This window comes from Caballeronia sp. TF1N1, assembly GCF_022878925.1.
In the GTDB taxonomy this organism is placed as follows: Bacteria; Pseudomonadota; Gammaproteobacteria; order Burkholderiales; family Burkholderiaceae; genus Caballeronia.
Genome location: NZ_CP084626.1, coordinates 1,462,020 through 1,477,756 on the forward strand (window position 1 = coordinate 1,462,020; position 15,737 = coordinate 1,477,756).

At 60.6% G+C, this 15,737-nt stretch carries 12 protein-coding genes and 3 tRNA genes; 4 read left to right on the forward strand and 11 right to left on the reverse strand.

Features of this window, described 5'->3' with window-relative positions; genetic code table 11:
• Positions 1–65: 65 nt before the first annotated feature.
• Positions 66–1,688 (forward strand): glucose-6-phosphate isomerase, encoded by a 1,623-nt coding sequence (pgi, locus tag LDZ28_RS06755; protein WP_244827919.1) that lies wholly within the window; start codon positions 66–68, stop codon positions 1,686–1,688.
• A gap of 56 nt (positions 1,689–1,744) precedes the next feature.
• Here the strand turns inward: pgi and LDZ28_RS06760 are convergent, their stop codons facing one another.
• Complete coding sequence (locus LDZ28_RS06760; RefSeq protein WP_244827920.1) at positions 1,745–2,446, reverse strand: ABC transporter ATP-binding protein; 702 nt, start codon at positions 2,444–2,446, stop codon at positions 1,745–1,747.
• Between LDZ28_RS06760 and LDZ28_RS06765 the strand changes: the two genes are divergently transcribed.
• Positions 2,445–3,104 (forward strand): arylesterase, encoded by a 660-nt coding sequence (locus tag LDZ28_RS06765; protein WP_370652113.1) that lies wholly within the window; start codon positions 2,445–2,447, stop codon positions 3,102–3,104. The two genes, LDZ28_RS06760 and LDZ28_RS06765, sit on opposite strands and share 2 nt — an antisense overlap.
• Before the next feature lie 126 nt (positions 3,105–3,230).
• Positions 3,231–3,572 carry a hypothetical protein gene (locus tag LDZ28_RS06770; protein ID WP_244827921.1) on the forward strand — a complete coding sequence of 114 codons (342 nt, stop codon included), beginning with the start codon at positions 3,231–3,233 and terminating at the stop codon, positions 3,570–3,572.
• Between the two features lie 94 nt (positions 3,573–3,666).
• Here LDZ28_RS06770 and LDZ28_RS06775 read toward each other — a convergent pair whose 3' ends face one another.
• The 8 genes from LDZ28_RS06775 to tig form a co-directional block, all read right to left on the reverse strand.
• A complete protein-coding gene (locus tag LDZ28_RS06775) occupies positions 3,667–5,592 on the reverse strand; it encodes a SurA N-terminal domain-containing protein (protein WP_244827922.1) in 1,926 nt (641 codons plus the stop codon).
• A 314-nt stretch (positions 5,593–5,906) separates the two neighbouring features.
• Positions 5,907–5,983 (reverse strand) — tRNA-Asp (locus LDZ28_RS06780).
• Positions 5,984–6,022: 39 nt separating this feature from the next.
• Positions 6,023–6,098, reverse strand: a tRNA-Val gene (locus LDZ28_RS06785).
• Positions 6,099–6,182: 84 nt separating this feature from the next.
• On the reverse strand, positions 6,183–6,455 hold the full coding sequence (locus LDZ28_RS06790) for an HU family DNA-binding protein (RefSeq protein ID WP_244827923.1): 273 nt from the start codon (positions 6,453–6,455) through the stop codon (positions 6,183–6,185).
• A gap of 260 nt (positions 6,456–6,715) precedes the next feature.
• Positions 6,716–9,136 (reverse strand): endopeptidase La, encoded by a 2,421-nt coding sequence (gene lon, locus LDZ28_RS06795; RefSeq protein WP_244827924.1) that lies wholly within the window; start codon positions 9,134–9,136, stop codon positions 6,716–6,718.
• A gap of 186 nt (positions 9,137–9,322) precedes the next feature.
• The gene (clpX, locus tag LDZ28_RS06800; RefSeq protein ID WP_244827925.1) at positions 9,323–10,594 is read right to left on the reverse strand and encodes an ATP-dependent Clp protease ATP-binding subunit ClpX; all 1,272 of its coding nucleotides are present in this window, start codon (positions 10,592–10,594) and stop codon (positions 9,323–9,325) included.
• 180 nt (positions 10,595–10,774) lie between these two features.
• Positions 10,775–11,428 (reverse strand): ATP-dependent Clp endopeptidase proteolytic subunit ClpP, encoded by a 654-nt coding sequence (gene clpP, locus LDZ28_RS06805; protein ID WP_244827926.1) that lies wholly within the window; start codon positions 11,426–11,428, stop codon positions 10,775–10,777.
• A 139-nt stretch (positions 11,429–11,567) separates the two neighbouring features.
• On the reverse strand, positions 11,568–12,914 hold the full coding sequence (gene tig, locus LDZ28_RS06810) for a trigger factor (RefSeq protein ID WP_244827927.1): 1,347 nt from the start codon (positions 12,912–12,914) through the stop codon (positions 11,568–11,570).
• Positions 12,915–13,470: 556 nt separating this feature from the next.
• Between tig and LDZ28_RS06815 the strand changes: the two genes are divergently transcribed.
• Entirely contained in the window at positions 13,471–14,625 is a 1,155-nt protein-coding gene (locus LDZ28_RS06815; protein WP_244827928.1) for a glycerate kinase, read from the forward strand.
• A gap of 66 nt (positions 14,626–14,691) precedes the next feature.
• Here LDZ28_RS06815 and LDZ28_RS06820 read toward each other — a convergent pair.
• Positions 14,692–14,778: transfer RNA gene (locus LDZ28_RS06820), tRNA-Leu, on the reverse strand.
• Between the two features lie 379 nt (positions 14,779–15,157).
• Positions 15,158–15,544, reverse strand: coding sequence for a hypothetical protein (locus tag LDZ28_RS06825; RefSeq protein WP_244827929.1), 387 nt, complete (start codon positions 15,542–15,544; stop codon positions 15,158–15,160).
• Positions 15,545–15,737: the final 193 nt, after the last annotated feature.

The following is a 15,737-nucleotide window of genomic DNA, read 5'->3' on the forward strand; positions in this document are numbered from 1 at the left end:
GACGCCTCCCGCCAAGCCGCCTTTGCACGAACGTTTCCTTTGTCACTCAGGACTATCGAACCGTTATGACGCTCAAATCGCTACCCGCCTGGTCGGCGCTCCAATCGCACTACGATGCCATCTCCGGCGAGCGCCTGCGCGACTGGTTCGCGCCGCAAAACGACACCGCGCCCACGCGCGCCGAGCGCTTCACGTTCGACGGCGGCGGTATCAGCATCGACTTCTCCAAGAACCGCATCACCGACGCCACGCTCAAGCTGCTCATCCAGCTCGCCGAAGAGGCGAAGGTGACCGAGCGCCGCGATGCCATGTTCGCGGGCGATATCGTCAATATCACGGAACATCGCGCGGTGCTGCATACGGCGCTGCGCGCGCAAACCGACGACGCGCCATTCGCCGAACAGGTCCGCGCCGAGCGCGCGAAAATGGCCGCGTTCGCCGACAAGGTCCGCGACGGCTCGTGGACCGGCTATACCGGCAAGCGTATCCGCCATGTGGTGAACATCGGCATCGGCGGCTCGGACCTCGGGCCGAAGATGGTCGTGCACGCGCTGCATCATCTGGCATCGAAAGAACTCGACACGCATTTCGTCTCCAATGTCGATGGCGCCGATCTCTGGAACGTGCTCCAGCAAGTCGATGCCGAAGAGACGCTCGCGATCATCGTCTCCAAGACCTTCACGACGCTCGAAACCATGACCAACGCGCACTCCATGCGCGATTGGTTCTTGAAGCAGGGCTGCCCGGAAAGCGAGCTTTCGAAGCACTTCGTCGGCGTCTCGGCGAACCCGGCGGAAGTGGTCAAGTTCGGCATCGCGAAAGAAAACGTCTTCGAGATGTGGGACTGGGTCGGCGGGCGCTATTCGCTGTGGTCGGCGGTGGGCCTGTCCATCGTGATCTCGGTCGGACCGAAGAATTTCGACGCGCTGCTGGAAGGCGCGTACGCGATGGATCAACACTTCCGCGAAGCGCCGCTCGACAAGAATCTGCCCGTGCTGATGGGCATGATCGGCATCTGGTATCGCAACTTTTTCGGCTCGCAGAGCGATCTGATCGCGCCTTATTCGCAGGCGCTGCACTATCTGCCTTCGTATCTTCAGCAATTGGAGATGGAAAGCAACGGCAAGTCGGCGACGCTGGCAGGCGGCATGGTCGATTACCCGACCGCTGCCGTGATCTGGGGCGAGCCCGGCACGAACGGCCAGCACGCGTTTTTCCAGATGCTGCATCAAGGGCCGACCATCATCCCGATCGATTTCATCGCCGTGCTCACGCCTGAGCATCCGCTCGTCGATCACCATGCGAAGCTGCTCGCCAACTGCTTCGCGCAAAGCGAAGCGCTGATGCTCGGCCGCACGCTCGAAGAGGCGAAGAAGGTCGCGGGCCCGGGCAAGGAAGAACTTGCCACGCATTTGAGCTTTCCGGGGAATCGGCCGACCACGACCATCATTCTCGATGCGCTCACGCCCGAGGCGCTCGGCGCGCTTATCGCGCTGTACGAACACAAGGTGCTCGTGCAGGGCGCGGTGTGGGACGTGAACTCGTTCGATCAGTGGGGCGTGGAACTCGGCAAGATTCTCGGCAAGGTGGTCGAGGCGGATATCACCGCCGCGAGCGCCGATCCGAAGAAGCACGATGCCTCGACCTCCGCGTTGATCGAGCGCGCGCGCAAGGCTCTGAAATATTGACGGCTGGTTGCGTCGTTAAAGCCCGCATCGGCCTGCATCGGCCGATGCGGGCTTTTTTATACGCTCAGGCCATTGACGAGCCGCCCTGCTTCGATCGTCACGGTCGCATCGCAACGTTCGGCGAGTTCGACGTCGTGCGTGACGAGCACGAGCGTCGCGCCGTTGCGTTCGTTCATCGCGAACATGAGATCGATGATGGCATAGCCCGTGGCGGCGTCGAGGCTGCCGGTGGGTTCATCGGCGAAGAGCACCGCCGGATGCGTAACAAAGGCGCGCGCCAACGCCACGCGTTGCTGTTCGCCACCGGACAGCAGCTTGGGATAATGCGCCGTGCGTTGCGCGAGACCGACCTGATCGAGCAGCGAGCGCGCGCGTGCGGCAATCTGATCGTGCGGCAACTCCGCGCGCAGTTCGAGCGGCAGCATGACGTTCTCGAGCGCGGTGAGATGCGGCATCAACTGGAACGACTGGAACACGAAACCGACCGCGCCGCTTCTGAGCGCGGCGCGCTGGTCTTCATCGAGCGTGGAAAGCTCCTTGCCCAATAAACGAACCGAGCCCGCACTCGCGCTGTCCAAACCCGCGAGCAGGCCGAGCAGTGTCGACTTGCCCGAGCCCGATGCCCCGACGATCGCCACGCTGCTGCCCTTCGCGATGGACAGATCGATCTGATCGAGTATCGTGAGCTCGCCCGTTGCGTCCTTCACCCGCTTGCTTAAACCCCGAACTTCGATGACCGGCTCGATATTGTTTTGCATGGACACCCTGAAAAAGAACTGGAGCGCGCGTGCTTGCGTCGCCTTGACAATGCTTGCGGCAAGTTCCGCGCTGCATGCACAAGACGCAGCGACGAACAAGCCTGCAATCGTCGTGCTTGGCGACAGCCTTTCCGCCGAATACGGCTTGCCTCGCGATACCGGCTGGGTCAACCTGCTGCGCCAAAGGCTTGCGAAAGAGCGTCTCGATTATAGCGTCGCCAATTCGAGCATCAGCGGCGACACCACGAGCGGCGGACGCGCGCGATTGACCGCCGTGCTCACGCGTATCAAGCCGGCGGTTGTAGTCGTGGAACTCGGCGCGAACGATGCCTTGCGCGGCGTGCCGCTTGCCACCACCGAGACGAATCTGCGTGGAATAGTCGAGGCATCGCAGGCGGCGCATGCGAAGGTTTTACTCATCGGCATGTACGTTCCGCCCAATTACGGCCCCGACTATTCGCAAAAGTTCCACGCCATCTATGAACGCATCGCCAAGGACAAGAATGTGGCGCTCGTCCCTTTCCTGCTTGCCGGGATCGAAAACAAGCCGACGATGTTCCAGTCGGACCAGATTCATCCGACGGTGCAGGCCCAGCCATTGCTATTAGAAAACGTCTGGCCAAGCTTGAAACCCTTGCTGGGCGCAAGTGCGTCGTAACAACGAAGACGCCAGCCGCGACAGCTTTTCCAACAAACGCGGAACACGGCCAAGATTCAGTTATCTGAGACTTTCGCGTAACTCTTATAACCCCGCTCGCAAGAGAGCGCTCTACAAGGAGGTCACGTGAAATACTTCCCTCTGGTCGCATTGACCATCGCGATTTCGGCATGCGCCGCTCAACCGCCCGCAGGCGTGCAGCAAGTCGGCATGAGCGACAAGCCGGTCAAGGCGGTCGCCGAATGCGTCTCGCACGCATGGGCTGACAAGACGCAACAGCAAGTCGTGTCGCAAGATACGCTTGCCAACGATCAGGCCGTCGATGTCTATGTGCCGGGTCAGCAGCCGCCGAATGGCGCAGCCGCCGTGGTGCGTCCGAAGTGGTCGGGTCCGGGCTCGTGGGTGGGTTTCCGCGCATCGGGTGCCGCTGGCAGCCAGGCGACGGGCGACATTCAGGCTTGCCTGTAAGGACACTGTTGCTGGTTACATCGGGCAGCAATGAAAAAGCCCCGCGTCCTTTCGGACACGGGGCTTTTTGGTGCGACTGACGTTTTACTGCTTCTTATTGATTGGCCGCGGGCACTGGCGCCTGACTCAGCTTGACCTTCGAGCGCGCCTTCAACGAGTCGATATACGCTTCCATCTCGGCTTGAGCATAGACCTGCGCGATCTGCTGCTGCGCGCCGGCGAGACGATCCGCGGCCACCGCGTTGGCTTTCTCGATACCGTTGACGCGATAGATCGCATAGCCGTCCGTGCCGAGATCGACGCCGACGTACGCGGGCAACTTCGAGGCATCCGCCTTGAAGATCGCGCTCAACGCGGCAGGCGGCAAGCCCTGCGCGTCGTTGCGCGAGACGATGATCGGTGACGTGAAGCCATCGGTCGACTTCGATTTCTGCAGATCGGCAAGCTTCGTCTGGCCTTCCTTGAGCGCCATCGCAGCTGCGTCTTGCGCGACGACCTTCGTGCGTACCGCGTCCTTCACGGCGTCGAACGCGGGAACGGTCGAAGCCTTGTAGTCGGTCACGCGCGCGGCGATCAGCGTGTTGTTGCCTGCATCGACGGCTTGGGTGTTGTTGTGATCTTTCACCGAGTCCGGCGAGAACACGGCCGCCAGAAACTTCGCATTGTTGAGCGGATTGTCCTGCGGCAATTGCGTGTTGGGCTTCGGACCGACCGTAGCGGTCTGAACCGTGAGCTTGTATTTGTCGGCCGCGGGCTGCAGCGACTTCGCCTGTTCGTAGACGGTGTCGGTGAAGCCTTGCGCTGCTTCTGCAAAGCCCTTGCTGCCCTGTTGCGCGGCGTAGTCCTTCGCGAGCGCTTCCTTCACTTCGTCGAACGACTGCGTAACCGACGGCTTGACGTCCGTTGCCTGAATGATGTGGTAACCGAAGTCCGACTCGACGATATCGCTCACTTCGCCCTTTTTCAGGTTGAACGCGGCGTCGTCGAAAGCCTTGCCGCCCGCGATCTGACCGCGCGCGAAGTAACCGAGGTCACCGCCCTTCGACGCCGAGCCCGGATCTTCCGAATTCTTCTCCGCTACTTGCGCGAACTGATCGGGATGCGCCTTTACTTGCGCGAGCAGTTGTTCGGCCTTCTGCTTCGCCTTCGCCTTGTCGGCCGCGCTGGCGTCCTTCGGCGCGTTCACGAGGATGTGACTCGCGCGCACCTGACCTTCCGTGCGGTAGCGCTGGATGTTGTCGTCGTAGAACTTCTTGAGATCGGCGTCGCTCGGCTTCGATGCCGCCGCGAGCGTGGACGGCGACAGCACGAGGTACTGAATGGTCGCGGTCTCGGGCGTCGCGAAGTCATTGCGATGCGCGTCGTAGTACGAATGCAGTTGCGCGTCGGTGGGTTGAACTTTCGCGGCGTAATCCGCCGCGCGCAGCGACATGCCCTGCACCGCGCGACGCTGCTCGGACAATTCGGTCAGGCTCTGCGCGAGCGACTTCGAGGTGAACGAAGACTCCTGAATGCTTGCCGGGATCTGCTGATTTGCGATTGTGTAGCGCATGCGCTCGTCGTACTGCGCGGGCGTCATGCCCTGCATGGCGAGCATTTCCTTGTAACGCTCGATGTCGACGGAGCCATCGGGCTTGCGCAGCGACGCGACGATCGGATCGGACAGCAGCGCGCGACGCACGGCGTCGTCGGATGCGGTCAGATGCAGGCGTTGCGTCTCGTCCGACAGCGCGCGCTGTTGCACGAGACTGTCGACCATGGCGGCGCGCGCTTCGGGCGTGTCGAACATGCGGGCGTCGAACTGAGCGCCAAGCATGGAGCGCGCGCGATCCACCTGCTGGCGGAAGGCGTTATCGAATTCGGGGCGCGTGATCTTGTGACCGTTCACGCTGGCGACGTAAGCGCTTTCGTCGAAAAAGTTGCTGAAACCCTGAATCCCGACAATGCCGAGACCCGGCACGATGATCAGGATCAGCAGGGCCATCATCAGGCGCTGGTGATTACGGAAGAAGTCGAGCATGCGTAGCGCTGCGTGGTTAGAACAAAACGCTCGATATTACAACAGCGCGAGGGGAAAAGGCGACAAGTCGGGGTGTAAGGCTTCCGATGGGCGCCGCGTTTGATGGTCCGTCTATGTTCCACGAAGCGGAAAATCCTTCATACTCAAAGGCTTAACCGTTCATGCGGAAGATTCGGCGGCATTATCGCAATGCCTGCAAATTTGGCGATGCACGAGACGCGTCGACGCTGTAAATTGCTTCGGAATCTTAATCAAGAAGCGGAAAAGAGAAAGTCCCGCAAGCTTGTGACTTGCGGGACTCTTTCAGTCGATCCTGGCGGAGCGGACGGGACTCGAACCCGCGACCCCCGGCGTGACAGGCCGGTATTCTAACCAACTGAACTACCGCTCCTTGCTTGATGCTCAACCCTAAGTGCTGTGAACCGGAAACTGGTGGGTGCTGAGAGGCTCGAACTCCCGACCTACGCCTTGTAAGGGCGCCGCTCTACCAACTGAGCTAAGCACCCGTTCCGCGATTCAAGCGTTGCTGCTATCTGCTACTCCGCGCTAACCAGCAGCTCATGTAAGAGTTGCCGTATCCAGCGAGTCCGCTAGTTTAGCGCATCCTTCAGCGCTTTGCCAGGCCGAAATTTCGGCACCTTGGCCGCCTTGATCTTGATGGCCGCGCCCGTGCGCGGATTGCGTCCCGTACGCGCCACGCGCTTGCCCACGGCAAAGGTTCCGAACCCCACGAGCGTCACCGTTCCGCCCTTCTTCAAGGTCGCGCTCACGCCGCCGATCACGGCTTCGAGTGCACGCCCCGCTGCCGCCTTGGAAAGATCGGCTTGCTCCGCGATATGGTCGATCAGGTCAGTCTTGTTCATTGTGATCCCCGAATCTGTAATGGCACGATGTAGGCGATGTCGTTTCGTATCGAAACGAGCAGCATCGATTTTTCGATTCGATGCGCGGCCATTAAACGCAGCCGAAACGGGAGTGTCAACGAGGGTTGCGCCTGATTTCATCTGCTTTGGAAGCACTGCTCGCATTCGTCGGCGCAAACAAAAAGACCCCGCAAGCGTGAACCCGCGGGGTCTTTTTTTACGACTTGGGCCGTAAGTGCGGCAGCGTCAATGAAGCGTGCTCAGTGCTTCACGAACTCGCCGACAGCCGGACCATCTTTCTTCGCTTCAGCGGCCACTGGCGGCTTGGCTTCTTCTTCCGGCAACGGTGCCGGCGCGCGTTCGAGCGCCAGTTCCAATACGCGATCGATCCAGCGAACCGGAATGATCTCGATGGCGTTCTTCACGTTGTCCGGAATGTCGGCCAGATCCTTGGTGTTTTCTTCAGGGATCAGCACGAGCTTGATGCCGCCGCGATGCGCCGCCAGCAGCTTCTCCTTCAACCCGCCGATAGGCAACACTTCGCCACGCAGCGTGATTTCGCCCGTCATCGCGACATCCGCGCGAACCGGAATACCGGTCAGCACAGAAACCAGCGCCGTCGTCATGGCGATACCGGCGGACGGACCGTCCTTCGGCGTAGCACCTTCGGGCACGTGAATGTGGATGTCCTTCTTCTCGAAGGCCTCGTCCGACACACCGAGACGACGCGAACGTGAACGCACGACCGAGCGCGCCGCTTCGACAGATTCCTTCATCACGTCGCCGAGCGAACCCGTGCGGATCACACCGCCCTTGCCGGGCATGACCGCCGCTTCGATCGTCAGCAAATCGCCGCCGACTTCCGTCCACGCAAGACCCGTCACCTGACCGATCTGGTTTTCCTTCGCGGCCAGACCGAAGTCGTACTTGCGCACGCCGAGGAAGGTGTCGATGTTCGTGCCATCGACCTTCACCGCGCCTTCGGCCTTCTTCAGCAACAGCATCTTCACGACCTTACGGCAGATCTTCGACACTTCACGTTCGAGCGAACGCACGCCCGCTTCACGCGTGTAGTAGCGAATGATGTCGCGGATGGCTTGTTCCGCCACTTCGATCTCGCCGTCCTTCAGACCGTTGTTGCGCTTTTGCTTCGGCAACAGATAACGCTGCGCAATGCTGACCTTTTCGTCTTCCGTGTAACCCGAAAGGCGAATGACTTCCATCCGGTCGAGCAGCGGCGGCGGGATATTGAGCGAGTTCGACGTCGCGACGAACATCACGTCCGACAGGTCGAAGTCCACTTCGATGTAATGGTCCGCGAACGTATGGTTCTGTTCCGGGTCCAGCACTTCGAGCAACGCCGATGCAGGATCGCCGCGGAAATCCATCCCCATCTTGTCGACTTCGTCGAGCAAGAAGAGCGGATTGCGCACGCCGACCTTGGTCAGGCTTTGCAGAATCTTGCCGGGCATGGAACCGATATACGTGCGACGGTGCCCGCGAATCTCGGACTCGTCATGCACGCCACCAAGCGCCATGCGTACGAACTTGCGATTCGTCGCACGAGCGATGGACTGCCCAAGCGACGTCTTGCCGACGCCCGGAGGCCCGACGAGGCACAGAATCGGCGCCTTCACTTTCTCCACGCGCTGTTGAACCGCGAGATATTCGAGAATGCGTTCCTTGACTTTTTCCAGACCGAAGTGGTCTTCGTCGAGCACGCGCTCGGCATTGGTCAGGTCGTTGTTGACCTTGCTCTTCTTGCGCCACGGCAAACCAATAAGCGTGTCGATGTAATTGCGCACGACAGTGGCTTCCGCCGACATCGGCGACATAAGCTTGAGCTTCTTGAGCTCGGCGTCCGCCTTCTTCTTGGCTTCCTTCGGCATGCGCGCGGCCGTGATGCGCTTCTCGAGTTCTTCGAGATCCGCACCCTCTTCGCCTTCGCCCAATTCCTTCTGGATGGCCTTGACCTGTTCGTTCAGGTAATACTCGCGCTGGCTCTTCTCCATCTGGCGCTTCACGCGGCCACGGATACGCTTCTCGACCTGAAGGATGTCGATTTCAGCTTCGAGTTGCGCGAGCAAATGCTCGAGGCGTTCGATCACAGGGAACATCTCGAGGATGTGCTGCTTTTGATCGAGCTTGAGCGGCAAATGCGCGGCGATGGTGTCCGCGAGACGACCCGCTTCGTCGATGCCCGACAGCGACGTCAGGATCTCGGGCGGAATCTTCTTGTTGAGCTTCACGTACTGATCGAACTGCGACACGATCGCGCGACGCAGCGCTTCAGTCTCGGCGCTGTCGGCGTGGTCGGGTTCGAGCGGCATCACATCGCAGGAAAACTGCGTTTCCTGTTCTTCGATGGACAGCGTCTTTGCGCGCTGCAAGCCTTCGACGAGCACCTTCACGGTACCGTCCGGCAGCTTGAGCATTTGCAGGATGTTGGCGACACACCCTACTTCGTACATGTCCTTTTCGGTCGGCTCGTCCTTCGCCGCCGTTTTCTGGGCGACGAGCATGATGTGCTTGCCACCTTCCATCGCGGCTTCGAGCGCCTTGATCGACTTGGGCCGCCCGACGAAGAGCGGAATCACCATATGCGGGAAAACGACTACGTCGCGCAGCGGGAGCAGCGGCAACGTGATGCGTTCCTGCGGGAGGAGTTGGGTTCCTGACATTTCATTTCCCCATTAATGGAATCGGTTCGTTCGTAAGTAAGGCCGTTAAGAGCTATTGCAAGCCTTTATCGGAAGGGAAAAGTCGTTAGTCGACGACCTGGTCAGTAACGTCCACAATAAACCGAAAAAATAAACAAAGGCCGTTCACGTTGCCATGAACGGCCTTTCGCCGGGACACAGCCTGCTTCAGTTCGACCCTGCTACTTTCGGTGCGTCTTCGTAGATGAGCAACGGCTTGCCGTCGCCGTCGATCGTGTTGTCGTCGACGATCACCTTCGAAACGCCCTTCATGGTCGGCAGCTCGTACATGACATCGAGCAACGCTTGTTCCAAGATCGAACGCAACCCGCGCGCACCCGTCTTGCGACGAATGGCCTTTTGCGCGATGGCCTGCAGTGCCGCCGGACGAATCTCCAGTTCCACGCGTTCCATGGCAAAAAGCTTGTGATATTGCTTTACCAGCGCATTTTTCGGCTCGATCAGAATCTTCACGAGCGCGGCTTCGTCAAGCTTGCCGAGCGTGGCCACAACCGGCAGACGGCCGATCAGTTCGGGAATAAGACCGAACTTGATCAGATCTTCCGGTTCCACATCCCGCAGTACTTCGCCGGCATCGCGATCCTGCTTGCTCTTCACGCTCGCGCCAAAGCCAATGCCGGTTTTTTCCGTACGATCGGTAATGACTTTCTCGAGCCCGTCGAACGCGCCGCCGCAAACGAACAGGATGTTGGTCGTGTCGACCTGAATAAAGTCCTGGTTCGGATGCTTGCGCCCGCCTTGCGGCGGCACCGAAGCCATCGTGCCTTCGACAAGTTTCAGCAGCGCCTGCTGGACGCCCTCGCCCGACACGTCGCGCGTGATGGACGGGTTATCCGACTTGCGGCTGATCTTGTCGATTTCGTCGATATAAACAATTCCACGCTGCGCCTTGTCGACTTCGTAATTGCAGTTCTGCAGCAGCTTCTGGATGATGTTTTCGACGTCTTCACCGACATAACCGGCTTCGGTCAGCGTGGTGGCGTCGGCAATGACGAACGGCACGTTCAGCATGCGTGCAAGCGTCTGCGCGAGCAGCGTCTTGCCGGAGCCGGTCGGCCCGATCAGCAAGATGTTGCTCTTCGACAGCTCGATCTCGTCTTTCTTGTCGAGGTGCTTGAGTCGCTTGTAGTGGTTGTACACGGCCACGGCGAGAATTTTCTTCGCGCGTTCCTGGCCGATGACGTACTGATTGAGGATGTCGCTGATTTCCTGCGGGCTCGGCAGGTCGGACTTGGTCAGCCCGGCCTCTTCTGCCGCGCCGGCCGCTTCGTCGCGAATGATCTCGTTGCACAAGTCGATGCATTCATCGCAGATGAACACGGACGGCCCAGCGATGAGCTTCTTCACCTCATGCTGGCTCTTGCCGCAAAACGAGCAATACAGCAGCTTTTCGCTGCTGGAACCTTTTTTGTCCGCCATAAATGTGTGAGCCTCCGGACACTCTTGTTACATGATACGCCCTTCGATCCGGCCACGCAGTTTCGCCTGTGTGGCCCGTCCGAAGCGCGTTTTGGCGCGTTTCGCGTGACGCCGCATGCGCCACTCGCAACAGCCGGCTTCGTGTTTCGTGGAAGCCGGCGCGGCGTCGTTCCGGACGCCTTAAGGACGCTTGTGCAAAACCTGGTCAACGATGCCGTACGCTTGCGCGTCATCGCCCGACATGAAGTTGTCGCGGTCGGTGTCGCGTGCAATGCGCTCGACCGGCTGACCCGTGTGATGCGATAGCAATTGGTTCAGACGCTCCTTCAAGTACAGGATTTCCCGCGCTTGAATTTCGATGTCCGACGCCTGACCACGCGCGCCACCCAGCGGCTGGTGAATCATCACGCGCGCATTCGGCAACGCGACGCGTTTGCCCTTTGCGCCCGACGCCAGCAGGAACGCGCCCATGCTTGCGGCGAGCCCCATGCAAAGCGTGGTGACGTCGGGTTTGACGAATTGCATCGTATCGTAGATCGCCATGCCGGCTGAAACCGAGCCGCCCGGGCTATTGATGTAGAGGCTGATGTCCTTGTCCGGATTTTCGCTCTCGAGAAACAGCAACTGCGCGACGACAAGATTCGCCGACTGATCATTGACTTCGCCGACGAGAAACACCACGCGCTCTTTCAGGAGGCGCGAATAGATGTCATAGGCACGCTCGCCGCGGCCGCTGGTTTCCACGACCATCGGAACGAGGCCGAGCGCCTGGGCTTCGAAGTCCCGCGATGCGTGGGACGCCAGTGTGTCGAGCAATTCAGCGCGAAAGGTCATGCAATTTCCTTGTTCGGAATAGGGATACTGATCGACGAAGGAGCATCCGGTAGAACGGCATGCGTACGCACAAACTTTAATGCAAAAAAGGCGTGAGGGCCGTCAGTCCGACGACCCGCACGCCCCCGGGCTCTACGCGTCAGGCTTGCGCCGTTGCGCTGGCCAGTTCCTCGAAGCTGACTTCCTTGTCGGTCACCTTGGCCTTGCCGAGAACGAAATCGACGACGTTGCTTTCAACGACGTACGCTTCCATTTCGGAGAGGCGCTGCTGATTCGAATAATACCAGCGGACGACTTCCTTCGGGTCTTCGTAGCTCTTGGCGAATTCGTCCACTTCCGCGCGGATCTGCTCGGGCTTGGCCTGCAGTTCGTTAGCCTTCACCAGTTCTGCCAGCACGAGGCCCAGCTTCACGCGACGCTCGGCTTGTTCAGCGAACATTTCGGCGGGGATCGGTGCGTCGGCAGCGTTCGGCACGCCACGTTGTTGCAGATCCTGGCGCGCCATTTCGACGAGACGTTCCTGGTCCTGTTCGATCAGCGCCTTTGGCACGTCGAGTTCGGAAATCTTGAGCAACGCGTCCATGACCTGATTCTTCACGATCTGCTGCGTGCGGCGCTTTGCTTCGCGCTCGAGGTTGTCCTTGATCTCGCCGCGCATTTTCGTGAGATCGCCGTCTTCGATACCGAGCGACTTCGCGAATTCCGCGTCGATTTCCGGCAGATGCGGCCACTCGATCTTTTTCACGGTGACGGCGAACTGCGCGGTCTTGCCGGCGACGTCCTTGCCGTGATAGTCCTCGGGGAACGTAAGGTCGAACTCGCGCGTTTCGCCGACCTTCAGGCCGGTCGCTGCTTGTTCGAATTCCGGCAACATGCGGCCTTCGCCCAAGACGAACGCGAAGTCTTCCGCGCTGCCACCTTCGAACGGCACGCCGTCGAGCTTGCCGACGAAGTCCAGCGTGACGCGGTCGCCTTCCTTGGCTGCCGTGTCCGCGCCGCCGTCGCCATGCTCGCCGCCTTCGCCGCGCGCGTGGAAGTGCACGCGCTGCTTGCGAAGGATGTCGAGCGTACGGTCGACTTCGGCTTCGGAAATGGTCGTGACGGTGCGTTCGATTTCCGCGGTGGCGACGTCGCCGAGCTTCACTTCGGGATACACCTCGAAAGTGGCGTCGAATGCGTAGTCTTCCGCAGCGGCTTCGACCTTCGGCGCAAAGCTCGGCTGGCCCGCGACGCGCAGGTTTTCGGTGCGCGTGACGTCGAAGAATTCCTTGCCGACCTTGTCGCTCAACACTTCGGCTTCGACCTGACCGCCGTATTGCTGCGTGACCATCTTGAGCGGCACCTTGCCCGGGCGGAAGCCCGGCATGCGCACGGTCTTGGCCAACTGGCGGATGCGCGAGTCCACTTCCTTCTGCACGGTGTCTTTCGGCAGCGAGATGGTGACGCGGCGTTCGAGCTTGCCGAGGTTTTCAACTACGTTAGCCATGGCTTCAATCGTCCTAGAGTATTCGGGTGTTCGGTGTTCGGTTCTTCCGCGGTTCTGGTTGCGCGGGTCCGGATGAGTTCTGCATGAGCCGCGCCGGGTGCGATGTCGGGCTTCGAAAACGCGCCGCCATGTCGAGACAAGGGAGCGCATCTCGCGACCGCCAGATGTTCGCCAACGCCGAGTCAGCCGGCAGAGCCAAGTATTCTAGCAAACAAATCGCGCGGCCTCTGACCACGAAACCCGCTTGGCCCGTTTCGAGCGATTTGCACGGTTTTTCCGCGCAATTCCGCTCGAAATACACATTTTGAGTCTATCGGCGCGACACTGCGATGGCGGTTATCGCACCTTCGCTATTTTGCTGCGGGCGGAGCGCTGATAAGCTTGCCGGCGCGTGATCACGAGAAGCGAAAGGAGCGCGCGTTGCGTTGCGCGCTCGATTACCGCAACGCATGAAGCGCATGCGCCATACGCATGGCGACGCGCGATGCAATGCGCATACATCGGGCTTCGCTTCGGCTTTTCAACGTCCACTCACACAGAAAATATTCGAGACACCATGCCTAACGTCACGTCTGCCACGTCTGCCCCTGTCGTCGTCATCGCGCCCGATTCGTTCAAGGGTTCGCTTTCCGCCGAGGGCGTTGCCAACGCCATTGCAGAGGGCATTTTGCGCGCGCGTCCGGATGCCGAAATACGCATTCATCCAATGGCCGATGGCGGCGAAGGCACGCTCGACGCCATGCTCTCCGCAGGCGGCGAACGACGTCTGCTCAACGTGCGCGGCGCGGCTTCGGCCCGGCGCGACGCGGCGACCGGATTGCTAGCGGATGGCGGCGCGATCATCGAGACGGCCGAAGTAGTCGGCATCACGGACCCGGACGGCATGGCGACGCCCGTCACGGAGCGCAGCACGCTTGGCATGGGCGAGGCGATTCGTGCCCTGCTCGATTCGGGCGCGCGCACGTTCTACGTTGCGCTGGGTGGCAGCAGCACGAACGACGGCGGCGCGGGTCTGCTCGTCGGGCTCGGCTTGAAGCTTTTCGATGCGAACGGGCGCGAACTCGAGCCGGTGCCGTCGGCGTTGGCGAAGATCGCGCGTATCGATGCGTCGGGGCTCGATCCGCGCGTGAAGGAAGCGGAGTTCATCGGCATGTCGGACGTCGATAATCCGCTCACCGGCGAGCACGGCGCGACCGCGATCTTCGGTCCGCAGAAGGGCGTGACGCCGGAGCAAGTGGCGACCATCGATGCCGCCCTCGCGCATTTCGCGGATCAACTCGAACCGGCGATGGGAATCGTCAAGCGCGACGAGCCGGGCGCGGGCGCGGCGGGTGGCCTGGGTTTCGCGCTGCATATGTTGGGCGCGCGCTTCGAAACCGGCGCCGAAGTGGTTGCGCGAGAGATCGGACTGGATGCGGCACTCGAGGGTGCTGACTGGCTCATCACCGGCGAAGGCCGGTCGGACGTGCAGACGCTGCACGGCAAGGCGCCGTTCATCGCCTGCAAGCACGCGCGGGACGCAGGCGTGCCGGCGACGCTTTTGTCGGGCGCGGTGGATTCGGCGGCGCTGCCGCGTCTGTCGGAGTTTTTCAGCGGATGCTTTTCGCCCGCGCCCGGCCCGATCACGCTCGATGTCGCGATTCGCGATGCCGCGCGCTTGCTGGCGAACGAAGCGGAGCAGTTGACGCGATTGAGGTTTGGAGCGAAGTGAAAGGTCGGTGCTTGCAAAATGGCAAGCGCCAACAAAAAACCCCTTTCAGAAACAAAGGGGTTTGTTTGGTGCGAGGAGCGGGACTCGAACCCGCACACCATTGCTGGCGTCAGGACCTAAACCTGGTGCGTCTACCAATTTCGCCATCCTCGCAGCACGACTTCGAGCGGGGTTTCGTTTTGCCGCGCAACCTTGGTTGCGTGGCGCCGCAAAGCGCCCGGCGCTGTTTCGCCGTGTTCGACACCGGTCCAGTGTGTCGAGCCCGAGATTCTAACGCATTCGTCTGGTGATGTCTGGGAAAATCCGTGACAGCTTTCTGGGAGCGTGATTTCGGCTCAGGGAAGGCATTGAATCTTCAGGAATCCTCGACGTCGATTGTTGCCAGGTTCGAGGATAGTCGCGTCTGTTGTGAGCCACCCGACAGCGAACGATTCACGGCTCACGCATCCGTTCACGGTTCAAAGCGTCTCCTCCGGCGCGGCTCGTCAAATTGCGACGCGCGATCGAGTGCAAGAAGCCGCAGCGTGCATCGTCAGACAGACACGCCGCCCAACTCCACCATGACCACTTCGCCTTTGGCCTGCGAGCGTCCGGCGAAATCGATACCCAATTGCCCCATCAGCTTTTTGATCTCGTCAGGCATCCTTTCGCTTGCTTGCGCTGCCGCAATCGGCCTGTCGATATGCGACAGAAACTGCCGCACGCTAGATGGCGGCAGGAACACGAAAACGTTCAGCGGATAAGACAGCTTTGCATCGCTGGCGCGGTTGGCCGTGATGTGCAGTCCCATGGTCGGCGAGACGTGCATCTGACGCGGACACACTCGAAAATCGAAGCCGAAATCGCTTGCCACGCTTCTCAGGAGAAACGGCAGGCATCTGTCTCCAAACTGCTTGTTCTCGGTCTTGCTGAGGGCCATGGCAGCCTCCGGTGCGCGCACGGTTCGTTCACGAGCGCCCAGTGTTGCGCGGCGCGAAAACGGCGTCGGTGGGTCGGCGCACATCCGCGTCGATCACCGTGCATCGGGAAGACGTTCGCCGCGCCTGGCAGCGGAGCCTTTCGCGGGCGGATAAAATAGGCGTCGCGTCACGTTCATGCGTCAGAACAATCAA